At 41.7% G+C, this 20,966-nt stretch carries 19 protein-coding genes; 2 read left to right on the forward strand and 17 right to left on the reverse strand.

The features are described 5' to 3' along the window. Positions 1 to 32 precede the first annotated feature (32 nt). The 7 genes from IOC57_RS22060 to ssb form a co-directional block, all read right to left on the reverse strand. Positions 33 to 3,770 (reverse strand): S8 family serine peptidase, encoded by a 3,738-nt coding sequence (locus IOC57_RS22060; RefSeq protein ID WP_286185111.1) that lies wholly within the window; start codon positions 3,768 to 3,770, stop codon positions 33 to 35. Between the two features lie 208 nt (positions 3,771 to 3,978). Beyond that, complete coding sequence (locus IOC57_RS22065; protein WP_207440712.1) at positions 3,979 to 4,881, reverse strand: ABC transporter permease; 903 nt, start codon at positions 4,879 to 4,881, stop codon at positions 3,979 to 3,981. A gap of 12 nt (positions 4,882 to 4,893) precedes the next feature. Continuing rightward, positions 4,894 to 5,898, reverse strand: a complete 1,005-nt coding sequence (locus IOC57_RS22070; protein WP_207440713.1) for an ABC transporter permease — start codon at positions 5,896 to 5,898, stop codon at positions 4,894 to 4,896. A 114-nt stretch (positions 5,899 to 6,012) separates the two neighbouring features. Next, the gene (locus tag IOC57_RS22075; RefSeq protein ID WP_207440714.1) at positions 6,013 to 7,629 is read right to left on the reverse strand and encodes an ABC transporter substrate-binding protein; all 1,617 of its coding nucleotides are present in this window, start codon (positions 7,627 to 7,629) and stop codon (positions 6,013 to 6,015) included. Between the two features lie 42 nt (positions 7,630 to 7,671). After that, a complete protein-coding gene (locus tag IOC57_RS22080) occupies positions 7,672 to 8,640 on the reverse strand; it encodes an ABC transporter ATP-binding protein (RefSeq protein ID WP_207440715.1) in 969 nt (322 codons plus the stop codon). Continuing rightward, positions 8,621 to 9,625 carry an ABC transporter ATP-binding protein gene (locus tag IOC57_RS22085; protein ID WP_207440716.1) on the reverse strand — a complete coding sequence of 335 codons (1,005 nt, stop codon included), beginning with the start codon at positions 9,623 to 9,625 and terminating at the stop codon, positions 8,621 to 8,623. The genes IOC57_RS22080 and IOC57_RS22085 overlap by 20 nt, the downstream gene beginning before the upstream one ends. 541 nt (positions 9,626 to 10,166) lie before the next feature. Continuing rightward, complete coding sequence (gene ssb / locus IOC57_RS22090) at positions 10,167 to 10,529, reverse strand: single-stranded DNA-binding protein (protein WP_207440717.1); 363 nt, start codon at positions 10,527 to 10,529, stop codon at positions 10,167 to 10,169. Positions 10,530 to 10,886: 357 nt separating this feature from the next. On the opposite strand from ssb, the gene IOC57_RS22095 reads away from it, so the two are divergent. Further along, complete coding sequence (locus IOC57_RS22095; protein WP_207440718.1) at positions 10,887 to 11,321, forward strand: YwpF family protein; 435 nt, start codon at positions 10,887 to 10,889, stop codon at positions 11,319 to 11,321. Positions 11,322 to 11,437: 116 nt separating this feature from the next. Here IOC57_RS22095 and IOC57_RS22100 read toward each other — a convergent pair whose 3' ends face one another. The 8 genes from IOC57_RS22100 to spoIIQ all read right to left on the reverse strand — a co-directional run bounded on the left by IOC57_RS22100 (position 11,438) and on the right by spoIIQ (position 17,797). Next, positions 11,438 to 11,710: a hypothetical protein gene (locus IOC57_RS22100; RefSeq protein ID WP_207440719.1), complete on the reverse strand. Its 273-nt coding sequence runs from the start codon at positions 11,708 to 11,710 to the stop codon at positions 11,438 to 11,440. A 163-nt stretch (positions 11,711 to 11,873) separates the two neighbouring features. Beyond that, positions 11,874 to 12,302, reverse strand: a complete 429-nt coding sequence (fabZ, locus tag IOC57_RS22105) for a 3-hydroxyacyl-ACP dehydratase FabZ (protein ID WP_034315755.1) — start codon at positions 12,300 to 12,302, stop codon at positions 11,874 to 11,876. A gap of 136 nt (positions 12,303 to 12,438) precedes the next feature. After that, on the reverse strand, positions 12,439 to 12,693 hold the full coding sequence (locus IOC57_RS22110; RefSeq protein ID WP_207440720.1) for a DNA-directed RNA polymerase subunit beta: 255 nt from the start codon (positions 12,691 to 12,693) through the stop codon (positions 12,439 to 12,441). Between the two features lie 167 nt (positions 12,694 to 12,860). Then, positions 12,861 to 13,703 carry a flagellar hook-basal body protein gene (locus tag IOC57_RS22115; protein ID WP_207440721.1) on the reverse strand — a complete coding sequence of 281 codons (843 nt, stop codon included), beginning with the start codon at positions 13,701 to 13,703 and terminating at the stop codon, positions 12,861 to 12,863. A 55-nt stretch (positions 13,704 to 13,758) separates the two neighbouring features. Further along, a complete protein-coding gene (locus IOC57_RS22120) occupies positions 13,759 to 14,598 on the reverse strand; it encodes a flagellar hook-basal body protein (RefSeq protein ID WP_207440722.1) in 840 nt (279 codons plus the stop codon). Between the two features lie 280 nt (positions 14,599 to 14,878). Next, the gene (gene mreB, locus IOC57_RS22125; protein ID WP_057911932.1) at positions 14,879 to 15,880 is read right to left on the reverse strand and encodes a rod shape-determining protein; all 1,002 of its coding nucleotides are present in this window, start codon (positions 15,878 to 15,880) and stop codon (positions 14,879 to 14,881) included. Positions 15,881 to 16,186: 306 nt separating this feature from the next. Further along, positions 16,187 to 16,459 (reverse strand): sporulation transcriptional regulator SpoIIID, encoded by a 273-nt coding sequence (gene spoIIID / locus IOC57_RS22130; protein WP_034315767.1) that lies wholly within the window; start codon positions 16,457 to 16,459, stop codon positions 16,187 to 16,189. A gap of 429 nt (positions 16,460 to 16,888) precedes the next feature. Next, positions 16,889 to 17,797: a stage II sporulation protein SpoIIQ gene (gene spoIIQ, locus IOC57_RS22135; protein WP_207440723.1), complete on the reverse strand. Its 909-nt coding sequence runs from the start codon at positions 17,795 to 17,797 to the stop codon at positions 16,889 to 16,891. 151 nt (positions 17,798 to 17,948) lie between these two features. On the opposite strand from spoIIQ, the gene IOC57_RS22140 reads away from it, so the two are divergent. Further along, complete coding sequence (locus IOC57_RS22140) at positions 17,949 to 18,374, forward strand: VanZ family protein (RefSeq protein ID WP_207440724.1); 426 nt, start codon at positions 17,949 to 17,951, stop codon at positions 18,372 to 18,374. A 20-nt stretch (positions 18,375 to 18,394) separates the two neighbouring features. Here the strand turns inward: IOC57_RS22140 and spoIID are convergent, their stop codons facing one another. Further along, positions 18,395 to 19,432: a stage II sporulation protein D gene (spoIID, locus tag IOC57_RS22145; RefSeq protein ID WP_286185112.1), complete on the reverse strand. Its 1,038-nt coding sequence runs from the start codon at positions 19,430 to 19,432 to the stop codon at positions 18,395 to 18,397. A gap of 203 nt (positions 19,433 to 19,635) precedes the next feature. Beyond that, positions 19,636 to 20,937, reverse strand: coding sequence for a UDP-N-acetylglucosamine 1-carboxyvinyltransferase (gene murA / locus IOC57_RS22150; RefSeq protein WP_098371638.1), 1,302 nt, complete (start codon positions 20,935 to 20,937; stop codon positions 19,636 to 19,638). Between the last annotated feature and the right edge of the window lie 29 nt (positions 20,938 to 20,966).

Below are 20,966 nucleotides of genomic sequence, written 5' to 3' on the forward strand. Positions count from 1 at the left end.
GAAGCCCTCTTGGATAAGAGGGCTTCCCTTCGTTATTTTTTTGCTTTATTGATGTTAAAGGATTTCTTTGATTCGTTTCCTGCAAGATCGGTCACCTTAAATTCAAACTTGTTGTTACCTGATTTAAGCGGCAGCTCCAAATCCTCTATCTTCTTCTTATAGGCACGCATTTTGTATGGTTCCTTGAATTCATGATAGAATACTTCGCTTCCGTTCAGATAAAGGCGGATTTCATCGAAATTATCTTCTACCGTCACGTCCACTTTTGGATTTTTGCCTTTGGCTCCCACAGTTTCCGGTACGCCTTTAACTTTTAAACCTGGCTTTGTTGCATCGATCATAATCGTCCGATTAAAGGAAACCGTGTTATCCCATTTATCGGTCGCTTGAACCGTGAAGCTTTGGACACCCTCTTCAAATTTCTTTTCATATGAGAATTCATATTTATTATTCGTCTTGTTATACGTTACAGGTACCGCTTTATCGTCGATTTTAAATTCCTTTATTTCCGACGTTTCTTCAATTTCCCCTGTTATTTTGATTTTATTTTTATTGTTCACGCTCAAGGCTTCAGGACTCTTGATCTTTACAGCCGGTGCATGATTATCGATTGGAGCTGAATCACTGGCTAATTCGGTTTCAGCCGTTTTTTCATTACCTGCATAGTCAATTGCCACAACCTGAACCTTTTCTCCTTTTACATCAGGTAGGGTGAATTGTTTCGCATTCGCCGGGAGCGGTTCTTCCATGATGGATGATCCATCGACTTGTACATCGTAATAAGCGAGCCCTGAACCATTCAAATTATCCTTACCTTGGATGGTTAATACATTGCCTTTTTTCGAAATCTTGACTGTTGGATTTACGGTATCGATTTTTATAGGCATTTTAAACGACTGCCATTTTGCACCCTCGTAATCTATCATGGCTTTGATTTCAAAATAATAGACCCCATCCTTAGCGAGTGCATTATTGATTTTACCGTCCCACTTACGGGCCGGATCCAGGGTATATGCGGTCCCTTGTCCGCCATCATAATAGTCTTTACGCACATGATTCTCTGTGCGAAGTTTCCGGATTGATTTGTTTTCACCATTCAATATATTGTATTCTACCTTTTTCGCATTCCTTAAGAATGATAGGACCGGCACGAAGTCATCCTGTGCACCATCTCCATTTGGGGAAATCGCAATATTTTTGCCATTGAATGTTTTTCCGGCAGGGTCATAGCCAAGATAAGTGAAATCTTCGCCAGCTGTCGATACTCCTCCTGCCTTGCCATAGAAAGATTCTTTATCATATATAGTGCCATCAAGGATCGGGGCTTTGTCCCACTCCCCTTTAAATCCTACATACGGTACATGCAGTTCCGGATTCGTATCGGCTGGATCATTCAATGAAATGAACCCTTCAACGAAATATCCGTTTGGAAAGACCTTATCAATGTCTACAAGAGTCTGAAGGTCATCGCCAAGTACCTTTGCATCGGATATATCCACTTTCACTTCAAATGTAACCGATTTTTTTGCAGGAACGGTAATCTTATTTGTATTTTTATTATTGATTTTAATTGAAGCGTTCTTAATTTCCTGTGCTTCCAGTTCATTAGCGGAATAACCCAGTTGTCCCTGGATCGCATAGTCTGTTTGGATATTTCCTTTTACATCATACTTGACTGCTTTGTTGCTGAAGTTTTCAACCTTTAAAGTAAAGGCGAACTTATTGCCGATCTCCTTCATTGCAACCTTCGCTTCTTTCGTAAATGCCTCGGTCACGACAGCAGGTGTGGACAATGCGGATTGCAGCTGCATGACCCCGGCTCCCTGCCTGCGAGGCGAATAAGGGTTTTTCCAGTCAAGGGCCTTATTTACGACACCCTGATCCATTAATGGTTTTGATGTATTCATCATCAGGTTCTTAGCTAAATTTGCCCGTGCAGATCCATCTAATTTAAATTCTTTATCCACTCTTTCAAGAACCAATGCCGAGCCGCCGGAAACATGTGGTGCCGCCATTGAGGTACCACTCATCCTTCCATATTCATCGTTGTTCAGCGTCGAATAAATTTGTCCGCCCGGAGCAGTGATTTCCGGTTTGAAATCCAAATTAGGTGCGACTCCCCATGAACTGAATGAGCTCATTTTTCCTGCTTCTGGATTTACACCTTTTGTTTTATCACCATTAAAGGTAATCTTCACCTTTTCTCCATCCGTTAAGGCCGCTTTTATCTTTGCCCCATCCGACTTCAGCATGAACAGCTGTGGAATGGTGATGCCTGGATCTGTGGCCATGGAAATATATCCGTCCGCATTATTGTAAATAATGACTCCTGTCGCTCCTGCTGCCTGGGCATTTTGTGCTTTTTCTATAAAAGAAAGCGTGCCGCGTTCGATGAGGGCGAACTTGCCTCTAACATCCACTTTGGAAAGCTCCTCAGGCGTCCCAAGACCTGCAGCCACCAATTCATGTGTTTTATCCGTTAATGCATTGGGATGTACGCCTGAAGCCGACATGAACGGAGCTTTTCCTGCTTGTCCGTTTATATCATAAGTAGCTGCATCCAAATCCATATAGTTATTCTCTACCGATGCCACTTGTACCGAATCATAAGCAAGGCCAGGTGAACCCGAAACGCCAATATCCGGGTTTGACGCGGATGGGTTCGCAAATCCATTTCCATAGTGTGCCGAGTTTCCTGCTGAAATCGACATGAGGATCCCATTATCAACAGCTCTGGATACCGCCTGCTGCTCCGGATCTTCTGCCGATACAAAACCTGCAGTGGAGCCCAGGCTCATATTCAGCACATCCGCCCCAAGAATGATGGCATCGTCAATCGCCTTAATATATATATCGCCCCATGTTGTCTGCATGTCGGGATCATTCCCAAAGACCTTTAAAGCAAGCAGCTGTGCTTCAGGAGCAACCCCCTTAATGCCGCCATTCTCTTCATCTCCATTGGCACCTGCCGTACCCGCTACATGCATTCCATGCATGGATGCCCCTTCACCAAGGTCAAGGATTTCTTCATTTTCATCCATATAATTGTATCCATAAGGAACCTTCGCCGTATAATAATTGCCTAATAGATGGCTAGATTCCTTCATCCCGTTAATTTCACTTTCAGTCAGTTCAGCCTTATTCCCGTCGTTCAGGACCATATCACGGTGAGAGGGGTCGATTCCAGTATCAATAATCCCGACGACCATCCCTTCCCCTTTATATCCATATTCCCGCCAGGCTTCCTGGGCTTGGACAAGTTCTTTACTATAAAGCATCTCGGGTTTTTCTACAGGACGTTCATATTCATTCGCAATATGTACTTCAGCAACTTCAGGCATGGCTTCCACCTTTTTGATTTCACCATACTGAAGTTCACCACTGAACCCATTGACGACTGTCGTAAAACTTTCAAGTTCCTTGAAAGCTATTTTTTTCTCTTTCACCTTTTTTTTCAATTTCCTCTGATTAGCTAGCTTTTCGGACTTTAATTGTTGTTTCTTATTTTTCGATAGCTGTTTAAAAAGCTTCCCTTCTTTCGAAGCGGTTTCTATTGCCGGGGCTTCCTTCATCTCTACGATGACCCTGACCTTTTCGTTGCTTTTGTATTTCTTCCCCAAATCATTTTTCTTCAGCTTTATCATACTTTCCTGATTCTTCTTCCCTACTCCATCCGTACCGGTCGGGGGATCTGGGAGCTTGGCTGCGGAAACGCTTGCAGTACATACTAATAGAAAGATTGCTAGAATGGACAAGCTACGTTTAATCAATGAACTTTCCTCCTCTAAAATAATCATTTTTTGGAATATTCTTACTGAGTATAAAAGTATCACAACTTTTGGGGTGATTTTAAGAGGTAATAGTCACTATTCCCCTATTTTCAACTAGGATTTTGTTATTATTTTTCATATTTTAATAGTTGTGCAAGCTAAACGACAAAAAGATGGTGATGTTAAACTAACATCACCATCTTTACTTCTAGTTTTTCATTCTTGGATCCAATGCATCGCGCAACCCATCCCCCATTAGGTTAAAGCCGAGTACCGTAAGCATGATTGCAAGGCCAGGGAAAAGAACCGTCCATGGCGCTTGAATGATGAACGCCCTGGAATCGGCAAGCATCTTTCCCCACTCTGGTGCTGGCGGTTGTGCACCGAGACCGAGAAAGCCGAGCGCTGCACACTCAATTATGGCAGTTGCAATCGCCAAGGTACCTTGAACTATAATCGGGGCAAGGCTATTCGGAAGGACATGGTGGAGGAGAATGCGGCCATCCCCCATTCCAATCGCCTTCGCAGCCGTTACATATTCCTCTTCTTTCACCGTTAAGACCCGTGAACGTAAAAGCCGGCCGAATATCGGGACATTGACGATCGCGATGGCAATAAGTGCGTTGCGAAGAGAGGGGCCCAAAACGGCTACTACTGCAATGGCAAGCAAGATACTTGGAAAGGCCAGAATGATATCAAAGATCCTCGATATGATCGTATCTATCCACCTGCCGTAATAACCGGCAATGATTCCTAAAAAAGATCCAACCACGACAGATCCAGCAACAGATAAGAAGCCGACCCCTATTGATATGCGTGAGCCATAAATGACCCTGCTCAAAATATCTCGGCCAAATTCGTCCGTTCCGAACCAATGCTCCGCAGACGGGGCCAAATGTTTATCACTTAGCTTTTGCCCCTCAAATGAATAGGGTGCTATAAGGGGCGCGAAGATGGCGATCAAGATGAAAAATGTAACAATCCCCAGACCAACAAGGGCCACCTTATTTTTCCTAAAACTTTTCCATCCTTCCTTCCAGGGAGAGATGACTTTTTCCTCTGCCTCTTTGGGAGGAAGGATTGGCGATGTATTCGTTGCTATTTCAGGCATGAGTTTCCCTCCCTATTTATACTTAATCCTAGGATCGATCGCTGCATACAACAAGTCCACAACCAGATTAATCATGACAAACAAAAAGGCGATGACGAGAATTCCGGACTGTATCACCGGATAATCCCGAGATAGTATTGCATCATAAATATATGTACCGATACCCGGCCATCCAAAAATGTTTTCCGTTAAAATGGCGCCGCCTAAAAGTAATCCCGTCTGCAGGCCGATTACAGTAACCACTGGAATCAGGGCATTTTTAAAAGAGTGCTTGTAAACAACCCAAAACATTCTCATTCCTTTAGCACGGGCCGTACGTATGAAATCCGATCTCATAACTTCCAGCATGGACGAGCGTGTCATCCTTGCAATAATGGCCATCGGAATGGTTGCAAGCGCAATCCCCGGCAAAATGAGATGTTTGATCACTTCAAAAAATTGATCAACCCTACCCTGCATGAGTGTATCTATCAAATACAGGCCGGTTATGGCCTCAACAGGATCCCTGATATTGTCCCGCCCTGTAGTCGGAAGTAAATCCCATTGAATGGAAATGAGGTATTGCTCCATCAATCCCAGCCAGAATATAGGCATGGACAAACCAATCAAAGCGATCACCATGGCCACATAATCAAACCATGAGTTTTGGAACCAAGCTGATATTATCCCTGCATTCACACCTATTACAATGGCGATGATCATGGCGATCAATGCCAGCTCTATCGTTGCCATCAAGTATGGCCCAATTTCTTCCGAAACCGGGCTATTCGTTTTTAACGATACACCCAGATCACCTTTTAACAGGCCTGATAAGTAATCCCAAAATTGAATGAACCAAGGTTTATCCAGACCAAGTTCCTTTGTCATTGCAGCAACTGCCTCTTCTGTTGCTTGCTGCCCTAGAATCACCTGTGCTGGGTTTCCAGGAATCGCCCGAATCATCATGAATACGATAAATGCCATTCCGAGTAACACTGGAATGAGAGATCCTAAACGTCGTACGGTGTAGGAAAACAAAACAATCACCCGCCTTTTAAATAAGGGACCTTCGAAGCGCCCTCGGTCATTTTGAAATGCATTCCATAACAAAACCGGGAAGCATCAAGACTCCATACTACCCGGTTCGTACGGTTAATTTTCTAGTGAGACATTAACAAGGGATTGTGAACCAGTTGGATGTGGAACAAACCCTTTGACCGTCTTAGATCCGGCCAGCTGCGGTAAAGAGTGGACAAGCGGTACCCATGGTGCTTCATCATGGATGATTTCCTGGGCTTTTCCATATAATTCATTACGCTTGGCTTCATCTGCCGTTGACTGTGCTTCGATCAATAGGTCATGGACTTCATCGTTTGCATAACGGGCATAGTTGTTGGAGCCGATATTATCTTTATCCAATAACGTATAAAGGAAGTTATCCGCATCTCCATTATCTCCTGTCCAGCCCATCATGAACGATTGGGCTTCACCAGCCTGCACTTTCTCTAAATATGCAGCCCATTCGTACGATACGATATTCGCTTCGATGCCGACTTGTTTTAGGCTTGCTTGAATGGCTTCAGCCACTTTTTGACCATCTGGCATATATGGGCGCGGTACCGGCATTGCCCAAAGGTCCATTTTAAATCCGTCTTCAAGCCCAGCTTTTTTCAGCAGTTCTTTCGCCTTTTCTACATCGTAATCATAGTCTTCTACTTTGTCATTGTAGCCAGAAACGGATGGCGGTATAGGATTCTTGGCAGGCTCTGCCGTGCCTTCATAAAAATTATCAATGATTTCCTTTTTGTTGATCAAATGCGAGATGGCTTGACGCACTTCTTTCTTGTCGAAAGGTGCTTTCTCAACATTGAAAGCAAAGTACCCGACGTTCATGGATGCACGTTCGAATATTTGCAGTTTTTCATCTCCTGTAACTTTACTGATATCACTTGGATTCAACCCGTCCATCAGGTCGATTTCCCCCTTGATTGCAGCATTTAAACGCGCAGAGTTATCTTTAATGACCTTAAACGTGATTCCATCAAGTTTTGGCAGGCCATCTTGCCAATAGTCTTCGTTTTTCACCACTTCAATCGTATCGCCAGGTTTCCATGATTTGAATTTGAAAGGACCTGTGCCAGATGGATTTTTAGTGAAGCTGTCACCCTCTTTTTCAATTGCACCCGGACTGGCAATTGCAAATGTAGGCATGGCAAGGTTTTTCAGGAACGGCGCCTGCGGACGGTTTAACGTGAACTCCACCGTGCTGGCATCGATCGCTTTAACTTCTTTGATCACATGGCCTTCATCACCTTCAAATCCTCCGAACATGGAGGCATAGTAAGCGAATTTACCCTCATCCTTACTTTGAGCCCAGCGTTGAAAGTTTTTCACGACCGCATCTGCATTGAAATCCGTACCATCATGGAACTTGATGCCGGTCTTCAATTTGAATGTGTATGTTTTTGCGTCATCGGACACTTCCCATGATTCTGCAAGACCTGGATTGATTTCCGTATCATCTTCCCCATATTTCACAAGCGTTTCAAAGATCTGCTGTGTGACGATGAATGATTCCCCATCGGTTACGATAGCTGGGTCAAGACCGACAGCATCTCCGCCTTTACCGTATATCAATACGCCGCCCTTCGCTTCACTCGAACCCCCTTTACCCCCATCTTTCTCTTTTGATGTAGACGAGGAGCATCCCACAAGCGCTAGCGAAAGAGCCAGGATACCAGTTAGCAATAATGCCCATGTTTTCTTCATATTCTTCCCCCTTATTATTTGAGAATTTATGTATACGCCGTGTCAATTGTATAAATGACAAGCAACGTAGTGACCAGGTTTAAGTTCATTCAGGATTGGCTTTTCCGTTTTGCATTCTGCCATCGCCTTCGGACACCTCGTATGGAATGGACAGCCAGCAGGCGGGTTGGACGGGCTTGGAACATCTCCCTGCAGGATTACCCTATCCCCCTTGTATTCCACATCCGGGATCGGCACGGCTGATAATAAAGCCTGCGTATATGGATGAAGCGGCTCTTCATAAAGTCCTTCACTTTCCGTCAATTCAACTATATGCCCAAGATACATGACACCGACACGGTCGGAGATATGCCTTACCACTCCAAGATCATGCGCAATGAATAGGTAGGTCAAATCAAAATCTTCCTGTAAATCCTGTAACAGATTCAAGACCTGGGCCTGAATCGACACATCCAGCGCAGATACCGGCTCATCGGCAATGATCAGCTTCGGGTTGACTGCAAGTGCCCTCGCGATGCCAATACGCTGCCGCTGGCCACCACTGAATTGATGCGGATACCTTTTAGCATGGTAACTGCTTAAGCCAACAACCTTAAGAAGTTCCTGTACACGGGCCTTTCGTGCCTTTTTATCCTTAACCCCATGAACGATGAGCGGTTCTTCCAATATTTTTTCAATAGTATGCCTAGGATTGAGGGAAGCAAATGGGTCCTGGAAGACCATCTGCATTTCGCGGCGCATCTTTCTCATTTCACTGGAGGATAAAGCTGTCAGGTCCTTTCCTTCGAAATAAACATTACCCTCACTCGGTTCAAGCAATCGAAGCAATAATCTTCCCGTCGTAGACTTTCCGCAACCGCTTTCACCGACAAGTCCTAAGGTTTCCCCTTTATAAATGGAAAAGGACAAACCATCCACTGCCTTGACCTCTCCAATGGTCTTTCCCAGAACTCCTCCTTTAATCGGAAAATGCTTCTTTAGGTTTTCTACCTTAACCAATGTTTGATTCATGTAAGGCAGCTCCTTCCCCTTCTTCATACAGCCAGCAGCGTACATGCTGTCCCTCATCGAATTTCAAAAGAGACGGGGGTTCATTTATACATTGCTCCATGGCATGGGAGCACCTAGGGGCAAACTGGCACCCGAGGTTGCTTGTCCCAGGTTTTGGCACATTACCCGGTATCGAGTACAGACGCTCTTTCTTTATTCGCATATCCGGAATCGACTGCAGTAAACCGACAGTATAAGGATGCTTAGGGTTTTGGAAAATCGTTTGCACATTTCCTTCCTCTATTACCTTGCCGGCATACATGACGATGACACGTTCACACATTTGCGCGACTACCCCAAGATCATGGGTAATCATCATGATTGCCGTGTTCGTTTCTTCATTTAAATTCTTCATTAACTCTAGGATTTGTGCCTGGATCGTCACATCCAAAGCCGTTGTCGGTTCATCGGCTATAAGGAGTTTCGGCTCACAAATCATGGCCATTGCTATCATGACCCTTTGTCTCATCCCCCCTGAAAGCTGGTGCGGATATTCTTTGAGCAATTCCTCGGCACGGCCAAGTCCAACCAGCTTCAACATTTCCACTGCTCTATGGCGGGCCTGTTTTTTGTTCCATTTTTTATGTATCCGAAGCGTCTCGATCAACTGCTCACCAATAGTGAACACTGGATTCAAGCTTGTCATCGGTTCCTGAAATATCATCGCTATATCATTTCCGCGAATTTTTCTCATTTTCGCTTCAGAGGCATTTGCGATGTTCTCTCCTTTAAAAAGGATCTCCCCCTCCACCTTACCGGTCGGTGAAGAAACCAGACCCATGATGGACAGAGAAGTTACGCTTTTTCCGCATCCCGATTCTCCTACAATCCCTAAAACCTCACCAGGATTGACGTGAAAGTCGATTGAATTCACGACAGGGATCACCCCATCGTCAGTACGAAAACTGGTTCGCAGCCCATTCACCTTAATAATCGGTTCGTCCATCAAATCACTTCCTATATATAACTTTTTTTCCAATTATATTATTGGGTTTATTATTGCATCAAAATTAAAATATTACAATATATTTTCTAAAAATTCTAATTTAACAGAATTATTTTTTTATTTTTTCTATTTCCACACATTTTGGCACAAAAAAAGACTGCATATTTGCAGTCAAAACAAGAGGAAAATCGGATATCTCGATTTTATTGAGGGTAAATCGGGGTTTCCAGCGGGGAAGAAGCTATATTAGCTTTGGGGAATGAATGGATGAATATGAATTATATATACTAAGGTAAATTTTCGTTAAATAGTGCTGAAACTCTGTGCATTTATTTTCATTATGGTCATATAAATACTTTTTTTGTGTTTCCAATTGAGTTGCATCAAATGAATCCGTCCTACTATTCATCATTAGAGATTTTTACATGGTTCTTCACCACATGACGAATAAATCACTAAGTTTTTTCCACTCTTACATATTCTTAAATAACAATCTTACTTCCGTCCTTAGGCAAGCTATCATACCCAACCTCAGGTAACACTATAAACCAATATGCTCAAACTCCTTGGGCTTGACATCAGTATGTTTAGACCCAATGAATTGAACCCTCTCGGCGACCACTTCAGTTACATATACATATTTCCCTCCCTGGTTTTCGTATCTCCTTGTTTGTATTCTGCCAGTTATGCCGATTATGGCACCTTTTTTACAATATTGAGCGGTATTTTCAGCTGACTTTTTCCATATGATACACTGTACAAAGTCTGCCTCATAGTTACCGACAGTATTGCGGAAGTTCCGGTTGACCGCTAACGTGATGTTGGAAACAGCCTTGCCATCGGGTGTGTACCTTAATTCGGGATCCTTCGTAAGCCTGCCGACGAGGGTAACTTGGTTAATCATTTTTTCACTCCTTCCTCTTTAATATGCTTTAATCATACTCTTTCTTCGATCGATTAAAAAATGAAGGAAATAACCTTATTACACCGTTTTTCTTCATAAAAAACCGTTTGAATGGATGCAAAATCATTTTTTATCGATTAAGCTCAGGTGAAAACCGAATAGTTAACAAAATTAAATATTTTGCAAATATTTATTCTATCCTTCATAATTTAGACAAATGCTGGGTTTTTATTTCATTAAGAGACTTTTTTTTAGTATGATATAATTACCTTTAAAAGGATTAATCGATATGTACATGTCAAAGTTAATGATTAAGAGGGGTAGTTACGCTCTTCTGGCAAGAAACGGAGGAATTAGATGAAATCATTTAAATTGATTACGTTGCAAATTGTTACTGAGAATTTAAACTTGATTGATATTGCATTAACAGATGGGCTGATTATAAATAAAGAAAACGACGCTAGAACATGGTTATTGGAAGCCTTTGTAGAGGAAAACCATTACAAGGAGCTTGAATCCTCTCTTCCCAATATTGATGGAGAGGTGTATATCCAGGCCGTCATTACAAAAAAAGACAATGAACCGGCTTTGTTTCACACTGTTTTACGCACAGTACGAAAAGTGGGCAACCATTATAGCCTTTTATTCGTTGGTCACATCCAAAAAACACGGAGCAAATATGCAGAACTCCTTCTTGAAGATTTGGTTCAAAAAGGTCTATCCGGCGATGAATTATTAAAAGAGTTCAAGCAAAAAATCCGCTCAAAACCTAAATTAGCAACTAATAAATAAAAAACCCTTCCCTTAACTCCCATTCCCTAATCGAATGCACATAAAAAAGACTGGCTTAGACGAATAAGGATAGTAATCCTCTTCTTTTCTAAGCCAGTCTTTCCATTCTGGGCTAATTACTTATTGTCGTCGCCTTTTTTATCAGCGTCTTCAATCAAGTCATCCGCATCATTATCGACGTTATCATCAATGTTATCATCGTCGTTATCAAGCACTCCATCATCGTCGTTATTCATGTCGTTATCATCCGTGCCGTTGTTATCATCTTCAATGATGTTGTTATCTTCTTCTGGTGCGGGATTGTTGTCATTATCATCAGTTCCACATCCGGCAAGGAACATAATAGATAATAAAGATCCCCCAATTAGTGCAAAAATTTTCTTCATCATTTTTGGCAACCTCCCTTCTTTCTTTATCATTAGCTATTTTGCCCGAATGTGAAAATAACTTGCGCCCTATTTTAAATTTAAAAAGAAAATTCGCTTAATCATTTAAAAATGCCGGACATTTAAAAATGTCCGGCATTCAAAGGAAAGAAAATGAATTCAATTCTTATTTGTCACCAAAAGCAAACATGATATCGGCTTCACATGCCGTTTCTCCATCTACCGTTGCCACTGCTTTCCCTTTACCCATTGATCCTCTCATACGCACTATTTCCACTTCCAGACGCAGCTGATCACCTGGTTTAACTTGCTTTTTAAAGCGGCAATTATCAATCCCAGCGAAAAATGCAAGCCGCCCTTTATATTCTTCTTGTTTCAAAACGGCTACAGCGCCAACTTGCGCCAATGCCTCTACAATTAAAACACCAGGCATAACTGGATAATCTGGGAAATGACCATTAAAGAATTCTTCATTTGCTGAGACATTCTTCAATCCAACCGCTCTTTTGCCTTCATCTATTTCTATGATCCTGTCGACTAATAAAAATGGGTAACGATGCGGGATAATTTCCTTTATTTGTGTGATATCAAGCATACATATTCCTCCTGTGACTTAAGTATTTTCAAATTTCAAACATAACGTAAACTCGCCCCTGTCATGAAGACAGAGGCGTAGTTGCCATGTAATATAAATCCGATAACGACAGCAACTACCTCAAAAAAACATGGAACTACGCGCCCTTGTTCACTATATCAATAATATGGCTCCATGTGGATTTTTGAAAAACATCCATAACATTTCCTCCACCAATCACACTGTATCCTAATAGTGCCCCGGATAATACAGCAAAGAAAATCAATCCGATAACAATGAGTAAACGAAGCCAAATTGGCAAAAGACGGACCTTGATTCTCCCATTCGGTTTCGTCTCAACTTCCTTTATCTCTTCTTCAATTTGTTGTCTCATTACACGATTTTGTTCCATATAGAATGTGAAAGCTCCTTTTAAGAAAACTCGCCGACTGGTCTTCCCTATACATCAGAAATTCAGCAGCTATGCAAAATGATCGGCACAAATAATTCTTTTTGTATGAATTCATTATAACCGATTTGCTCTAATTCCGCAGGGAGACATTTTATTTACCAGATACTTTAACGGATACCATTGACTAAGCCGCTCATTTGATCAGACATCGTTACCGCCCGGGATTGAAATTGGTAAGATCGCTGAACATTGATTAAATCCGTCATTTCTTTGGAAAGATCGACATTTGACGACTCCAGAGTGCCTTGACGGACTGCTGCTCGGTTGCGGGAATCCTCTGTCAATGAAGTCATGATATCTTCTTCAGTGATACCCAAGGCATTCATCTTGTCCGGCAGGCCAAATAAATTTCCGCCTAGCCGGTCAAGAAACTGCGGTTTCTTGACCGAGACGATTCCGAGCCCAAAACTCTTTTCGCCATATTCTTCCGTATCCACTATCAATAAGCCATTTTCCGTGATCTTAATGTCTTTAATATTTCCCTCAATGAAGATCGGTTCACCATTTTCATCAAGTACTTGATACCCAGCAGAGGTAACGAGCATCATTTGTTCGTTAGCACTAGGAGATAAATAAAAGGCCCCATCCCTTGTAAACCTAGTATTGACCCCATTATTGTCCTGAACGCTTACGGTGAAGAATTGGTCCTCTTGGATGAATGCAGCATCGAGGTTGCGATTCGTCGTCTTTAAGTCTCCCTGTGAAAGAACTAGCTGAGATTGGCTTATCATAGCACCTGTTCCCTGCCGGATTCCAGGTGTGGTCAACCTTCCTTTTTCCTTGGTCTCTCTCGGTTGATTATTGAAACTCTGTGTCAATAAATCATTGAAACTCGTTTGGGTCTTTTTGTAGGCAGTCGTATCCACATTCGCGATATTATTGCTTATTTGGTCGATTTTACCTTGGAGTTGGTTCAGCGTATTTGTCGCTGTCATCATCGTCCGATTCATGGTTTTTCCCCTTACATGTTCAAATTTCCAAAATCATTTTTCCAATACTTTTCAGTTAAAGTCTGCCAACTTCATTGACCGCTTTATCCAAACTTTTATCATAGGCTTGAAGGACCTTTTGACTCGCTTCAAAAGAGCGGTATGCTGACATCATTTCTGTCATCGTTCTGGATTGGTCAACATTGGAGCCTTCAAGAAAGCCTTGCTTAGTAGAAAAACCGACATCTTCAGACGCGTATGCGCTAGGTAAATCCCCATCATTCACAGCCTTATATAGGCCTTCCCCATCCTTCATGAGCTGTAACGACGGATCATCCGAATAACCGATGCCCATACGTGCGGTTTGAACATTTCCTTCTAAAATAAAACCGTTTTCCGCTACTGTGAATTGATCGCTATCAAGCTGGATCTTTTCACTATTTACGTTCAATACATAATGACCGGAAGGCGTAGTCAGATAGCCTTGCCCATCCAGGGTGAAACTGCCGTTACGCGTATAACGTATAGCACCAACACCATCCCGGACAGTAAAAAACACCGACCCTTGACGACCCGTTTCCTCATTGATCGGAAGGTTTTCATCAACCAAGGAAATATCTGTATTAAGCTGGGTTTCCTCCAATGTTCCCTGGGTAAATAAGGGGTTCGCCTCCTGTACGTAAACACCTGTACTGAGCCCCCCAACCCGGGATAAGTTAGACATGCTCAATTTGTTCTCCGTAGGTACCGTTTTATCGCCTATGTTGCTGATAAGCATTTCCGGAAAAGACCTTACACTCATTTGATCCGCTTTATACCCTGTTGTATTTGCATTGGACATATTGTTTGTGAGCAATTCTGTGCGCCTTTGTTGTGTAAGCATCCCGGAAGCAGCCGTATAAAAACCTCTTAACATCTTCTTCACTCCTCAATCTACATAACGTACCCCGTTCAATTTCTCATATTTATCTTATCGGTCATGAACATCAGGATCTTAAGGAAAAGGAGAAGCATTAGGTATAACAATTTGTCTATATCGTAGGCTAGGTCAGATTTAAAGGAATGGTGTTAAATTATCGACTAAAAGAAGAGGGCCTATTGCTCATCTGTACTAGAACTGCACGCACTTTCACTATGCCTCACGTTTGTCTGAACCTTAGACCCCTATCTTATGATGCGGAATTCCATCCGCTTTTTTAGTTGAATTTGTGCCGTGGCAATTTATCCATATTATCAAGCATGATACCAGTTCCGATTGCTACACAATCCATTGGGTGCTCGGCAACGAGTACCGGGACCTTAAGTTCTTCGGCAAGGAGTAAATCAATTCCGTGAAGCAATGCTCCCCCACCTGTTAAAATGACGCCGCGGTCGATGATATCAGCAGAAAGTTCTGGAGGCGTCCGCTCAAGTACGCTTTTTGCAGCCTGTACAATGATGGAAACCTGCTCACGTAGAGCTTCCTCAATTTCTTCCGAATTGACCGAAATGGTTCTAGGCAATCCGGATACCATATCGCGTCCACGGATATCGATGACTTCATTACGAGATCCAGGGAATACGGTTGCAACCTGGATTTTAATGTTTTCCGCTGTACGTTCACCAATCAGGAGCTTATACTTCCGCTTGATATAATGTAAAATTTCATTATCGAATTTGTCACCGGCCATTTTAATAGAAGAAGATGTAACGATATCCCCCATGGAAAGAACGGCAATATCCGTTGTACCCCCGCCAATGTCTACGACCATATTACCGCTTGGTTGAAAAATATCCATACCGGCACCGATTGCAGCCACCTTTGGTTCTTCTTCAAGAAATACTTTCTTCCCGCCGCTTTTTTCAGCAGCTTCTTTAATCGCCTTTTGTTCGACACTTGTTATGTTAGTCGGGCAGCAGATTAAAATTCTAGGCTTTGAAAGGAAGCCTTTCACATTCAATGTATTGATAAAATGCTTAAGCATCGATTCTGTTACATCAAAATCCGCAATGACACCGTCTTTTAAAGGACGGATTGCGATGATGTTTCCTGGAGTACGGCCTACCATTTTACGAGCTTCTTCCCCGACGGCAAGAACACGGTTCGTATTCTTATCAATCGCAACTACCGAAGGCTCATTTAACACAATTCCTTTACCTTTGACATGTATAAGAACATTGGCTGTTCCAAGATCTATCCCAATATCTCTAGCAAACATTTCTTAAATCCTCCTTGAATATCCTCACATATAACCTACTTCTGTCCTAATTGTTTATTTTACCATATTGCATTGACACAAGTAAGTATGAATTATAAATAAACACTAATATAGACTATTTTTTCCTATTTTCCCAATTTATAATAAATTCGATGCCTTATGTACTAGCTTGCCTTATTTCCCCATAAAAAAATCCCGGCATGGAACCGCAATCAAGGTTAAGAAAAAGGCCGACACTCACTTTCGTGTCCCCTTATTCATTCTCCGATTGCCCAATTCACTTCCAATTGCCGGGATGAATCAGTATCATTTAACGATTTCTTCTTCTCTTTCAGAACGTTTATATTTTAATTTTGTCGCTTCTCCACCTCTAAGGTGACGAATGGATTTATGATAATCCAATATATCCTTCACTTCGTTAGCCAAATCAGGATTAATTTCTGGCAGCCTCTCAGTTAAGTCTTTATGAACTGTGCTTTTAGAGACACCGAACTCTTTTGCGATGACGCGGACCGTTTTTCTAGTTTCCACGATATACTTTCCTATCTTGATAGTTCTTTCTTTGATGTAATCGTGCACACCACTCGACCTCCCCAAATTGGATGTGAGAAGTGTGAAATGAGATTCGTATTTTTCGAATCGAATACCGCTGCCCTATAAACAATGAAAGATAGAATTATTCACCTATTAGATAATTTGTAATAAACGATTCCTCACCTCAAACACTCTCTTTGCATGGTTTATAACATCTTATTAGCTTGGTTAAGAATATATGCCTAATGGGACAGGAGGTTTTGATTTATTTCTGATTTTCATCTTTTCATTTTCATAAAGCTCAAATTATTTCCCGAGAAATTTGTCAGAAATTCAAAGGTTTCAGCATATTGGCCCATATTTCCCCGAAAGAAAAAAAGGAAGCCGTTCAAAGTGAACGGCTTCCTTTTACCAAATTTTCAGTTGTTGTCATTCGTAACGTTCTAGGTTTTTGTTTTGATTTTATTAAAAATCTTAATTAGATTGATTTAATGAATCTTTTAGTGAATCGCTTTCTTCAGTTGTATCATCACCAGGGACAGAACCTTCATCGTCAGTTTCGTCAACTGAAGGCGTTTCTTCTGTGCCAGTTTCAGATTCTTCGACTGCAGGTGTTTCTTCTTTATCAGCTTCGGATTCTTCGACTGCAGGTGTTTCTTCTTTATCAGCCGATTCTTCAAGTTCGCTGCCTTCGGCTTCAGTTGCCGATTGGATAGCAGAAGCTTGTTTATCAACAAAATCAAGTGGGTTTAACGCAATATTATCTTTTCTGATTTCGAAGTGGACATGTACTCCAGCCTCTTCATTGATCTGGCTTTTTCCAGATGTGGCAATTGCTTGTCCTTGTTTCACTTTGTCACCGACTGCAACCTTAATGTCCTTAACAGATTGATAACGAGTAACCACACCATCTTCATGCTCTACTTCAACTAAATTTCCAAGTAATGCATCGTCTTGGACTTTCGTTACATTTCCACTTAGGGAAGCTTTTACATCGAAAGACTTTCCATCTTCCATTGCAATGTCTATACCTTTGTTTTGCTCATATCTATTGTTGTAGAAAACCAATGCTTCTTCTTGTGCCTTTTCATCCGCATTCACATCATAAAACTGTTTCTTGATAACCGATTTGTCTGCATCGGCTACAGGCATCTTGATTGTCTCAAGATTACTATTAACCTCTACAGAAGGCTGATCATAGTTTTTTCCTGTTTCAGCTGATTCCTCTTTGCCATCTTTAGCTGAATCATTAAAACTATTTTGTAATAAGAAGGCCGCGGCTAAGATTATGGCTGCACTTGCGATATAGATTGCTGATAATGCCCAACGTTGTTTTAGTATACGTCGGATTGTGGAAGTTGGTTTCTTTTCTTCCTCTCTCATATTAATCACCTCAGCAATCATTCTGAACATTTTGTTAAGATTATATACATTCAGGAAAAAAAATTTTAGATTTATTTTGTGGAAATGAAACCGATTTTATTCGTAGAATGGTAAAATGTTTGGTATCTTACTGTTGAAGGATGTTTAAATCATGAAAAAAGCTTTTAAACTTGTGTTAACGTTATTGCCTTTTTTATATATGATTGCCATTTGGATAATGTCGAGCAACCCCGATGATATGATTCTTGATCTTCCCTTATCCTCAATTGACCGATTTATCAAAGAGGCACTTCATCTGGTCGAATTTGCCCTTTTGTATATATTATTAGTTTCGGCCCTTGCTGCACACCAAAAACTGAAACCTGGTTTAAGCCTGTTAACGGCCCTTTTAGCTTGCCTTTATGGTGTTATTGATGAATACCACCAATCTTTCGTCCCATACCGATCCTCTACCTTAATAGATGTCATTAAGGATATCATTGGGGTAGCTGCAGTCTATTTTCATGTCCAATATCATTATTTCAAACGTGAACGAGGCTTTTTGACCATTATAGAAAAATTAAACAAAAAAAAATGAGAGATGGGGATCCCCATCTCTCACTTTTTTGCCGTCATCGTATTCATCCACTTACTTGAAGACTGAACTTTGACGCCTTTATAATAATATTTCACGATGTCTTCATAGGTTTTCCCTTCCCTGGCCATGCCATTAGCACCGTATTGACTCATTCCAACTCCGTGCCCAGATCCTTTTGTCGTGATGACAATCTGGTTCCCTTGACGCTCCCAGTCAAAATCGGATGATGTCAGACCGAGCTTCTCACGAATCTGTTTTCCTGTCATTTTCTTTCCTCCGATTTCCACTACACCTACACGATTACCTGATGTTCTTTCAATGACAGTCCCTATTGAGGTTCCAGAAGAAAGACTCACACCCAGTTTTTTTTCAAAATCTCCAGTATCGACTACAACTTTATTATAAAATTTTGGTGATTCTTCTTTATCCCACGGACTGGATACACTTTTTAAATAGGGAAAATCAGCTTGCCAATAGTCCTCGGAATTCTCCGTATAGCCATTGCTGGTAGAAAAAAAAGTGGCTGTAATCGGTTTTCCTTCATAGGTCAAGATTTGACCTGACGTTTCTTTTATGGCCTTGTTAATTTTTTGTATCTTCGATTTATAATCAGAGCCCCACTCTTTTTTCAGCTCATCATTATTCTTATAAACTTGGTGCATGACCGTATCGCTTACATCGGCACCATCCGGCAAGCCTAATCGGCTTTCGCTTATGAGCTGATTGACAATGTAGGTTCTCGCTGTCAATGCTTGTGCCTTCAGCGCTTCTTCTTCAAAATCTGCTGGCATTTCAGCTGCAACCACACCAGTCAAGTACGATTCAATCGGCAGTTTTTCAATCTTTTTTGCAGATGTGCGGTAAACGGCAACTTCTACGGAACTCATTTCATTTGCAGCTACCTCTTTACCTTCATTCTTCCCTTTCTTTTCTAATTGTTCGGTCAACTGCCCACTTGTCTTATCACTTGAAAATGGAAGCACAAGCACTGCTGGAATCATGATAATTACGAATGCTACTGCTATGAATAGTACGATCATCGGTTTGATTGCTTTCAAATTCCTGAGCCTCCCTACACTTGTTTTCTCTGCCGTATAATCGTATCCAGCAGGTATCTTTACATAACAAATGTATGTCGAAGGACAAGCTTTTATGAATAGAAAAACGACAACTAATTAGCTGTAAGCGATGAATTCAGAATAAGACAAAAAAAACCATTCACGGTTCAATGACTTGAACGTGAATGGTTTTTTAAGCTTTCTTATGCGTTTAAATCTGCAATTTTTTTTGTTTCAGCAGGTACATCTTCGTTAATACGTTCCACATCAGCACCTAGAGATGCCAATTTACCATGGAAATTCACGTACCCTCTGTCAAGATGCTTCAATTCTGTAACACGTGTAATACCATCTGCAACCAATCCAGTCAGGATGAGGGCTGCCGCGGCACGTAAATCTGTTGCAGCTACTTCAGCACCTTGAATATTAGTTGGTCCATTAACGATAACGGAACGACCTTCTATTTTAATATTGGCATTCATGCGACGGAATTCCTCAACATGCATAAAACGGTTTTCAAAAACGGTCTCCGTAATCATACTTGTTCCTTCAGCACGCAGTAATAATGCCATCATTTGCGATTGCATATCAGTCGGAAAACCAGGATGCGGCATTGTTTTGATATCAATGGCCTTTAAGGTTTTGGGACCGATAACGCGTAGTCCATCTTCTTCTTCAAGAATTTCAACGCCCATTTCCTCCATTTTGGCAATAAGGGAAGTAAGGTGTTCAGGTACAGCTCCTTGAACAAGAACATTGCCGCCAGTAAGAGCGGCCGCAGTCATAAATGTACCAGCTTCGATACGGTCAGGTATAATCGTATGTTCAGTGCCATATAATTTATCGACACCTTCAATTCTCATCGTACCCGTACCGGCACCTCTGACTTTGGCACCCATTTTATTAAGGAGATTCGCAAGATCTACAATTTCAGGCTCTTTGGCCACATTTTCAAGAATAGTTATACCTTCAGCAAGTGTTGCTGCCATCATGATGTTTTCAGTGGCACCCACACTCGGGAAATCAAGATACACTCTTGCACCCTTCAGTCTGCCTTCTACTTCGGCATCAATGAAACCATTGCCGACCTTCACTTTTGCTCCCATCGCCTCAAAGCCCTTTAAATGCTGGTCGATAGGTCGTGATCCGATGGCACAGCCACCAGGAAGAGCAACGCGGGCCCGGCCATTCCTTGCTAGTAATGAGCCCATCACTAAAACGGAAGCTCTCATTTTACGTACATATTCAAATGGTGCTTCTTCTAATAACTCTCTTGATGCATCTACAGTTACTTGATTGTCATGAAAGGCAACATCCGCATTTAAGTTGCGCAATACTTCATTGATTGTATATACATCGGAGAGCGTAGGAACATCTTTAATGATACTTTTCCCATCACTTGCTAATAATGTTGCAGCGATAACTGGCAAAACGGCGTTTTTAGCACCTTCTACTTTAACTGTCCCGCTAAGCCTTTTTCCGCCGCGGACGATGATTTTTTCCAAAAGTATTCCCCTCCGCGTCCATTTTCTCT

It is taken from the genome of Bacillus sp. SD075 (genome assembly GCF_017355165.1).
GTDB lineage: Bacteria > Bacillota > Bacilli > Bacillales > DSM-1321 > Peribacillus.

What these genes read in the sequence shown, in the direction of transcription:
- IOC57_RS22140 (WP_207440724.1), top strand. Translation starts at nt 17,949, where the DNA reads ATGAAAAAAGCTTTTAAACTTGTGTTAACGTTATTGCCTTTTTTATAT.
- IOC57_RS22080 (WP_207440715.1), bottom strand. Translation starts at nt 8,640, where the DNA reads ATGAATCAAACATTGGTTAAGGTAGAAAACCTAAAGAAGCATTTTCCG.
- IOC57_RS22110 (WP_207440720.1), bottom strand. Translation starts at nt 12,693, where the DNA reads ATGGAACAAAATCGTGTAATGAGACAACAAATTGAAGAAGAGATAAAG.
- IOC57_RS22100 (WP_207440719.1), bottom strand. Translation starts at nt 11,710, where the DNA reads ATGATGAAGAAAATTTTTGCACTAATTGGGGGATCTTTATTATCTATT.
- IOC57_RS22095 (WP_207440718.1), top strand. Translation starts at nt 10,887, where the DNA reads ATGAAATCATTTAAATTGATTACGTTGCAAATTGTTACTGAGAATTTA.
- IOC57_RS22075 (WP_207440714.1), bottom strand. Translation starts at nt 7,629, where the DNA reads ATGAAGAAAACATGGGCATTATTGCTAACTGGTATCCTGGCTCTTTCG.
- IOC57_RS22115 (WP_207440721.1), bottom strand. Translation starts at nt 13,703, where the DNA reads ATGAATCGGACGATGATGACAGCGACAAATACGCTGAACCAACTCCAA.
- spoIIQ (WP_207440723.1), bottom strand. Translation starts at nt 17,797, where the DNA reads ATGAGAGAGGAAGAAAAGAAACCAACTTCCACAATCCGACGTATACTA.
- IOC57_RS22120 (WP_207440722.1), bottom strand. Translation starts at nt 14,598, where the DNA reads ATGTTAAGAGGTTTTTATACGGCTGCTTCCGGGATGCTTACACAACAA.
- IOC57_RS22085 (WP_207440716.1), bottom strand. Translation starts at nt 9,625, where the DNA reads ATGGACGAACCGATTATTAAGGTGAATGGGCTGCGAACCAGTTTTCGT.
- fabZ (WP_034315755.1), bottom strand. Translation starts at nt 12,302, where the DNA reads ATGCTTGATATCACACAAATAAAGGAAATTATCCCGCATCGTTACCCA.
- IOC57_RS22065 (WP_207440712.1), bottom strand. Translation starts at nt 4,881, where the DNA reads ATGCCTGAAATAGCAACGAATACATCGCCAATCCTTCCTCCCAAAGAG.
- ssb (WP_207440717.1), bottom strand. Translation starts at nt 10,529, where the DNA reads ATGATTAACCAAGTTACCCTCGTCGGCAGGCTTACGAAGGATCCCGAA.
- mreB (WP_057911932.1), bottom strand. Translation starts at nt 15,880, where the DNA reads ATGTTTGCTAGAGATATTGGGATAGATCTTGGAACAGCCAATGTTCTT.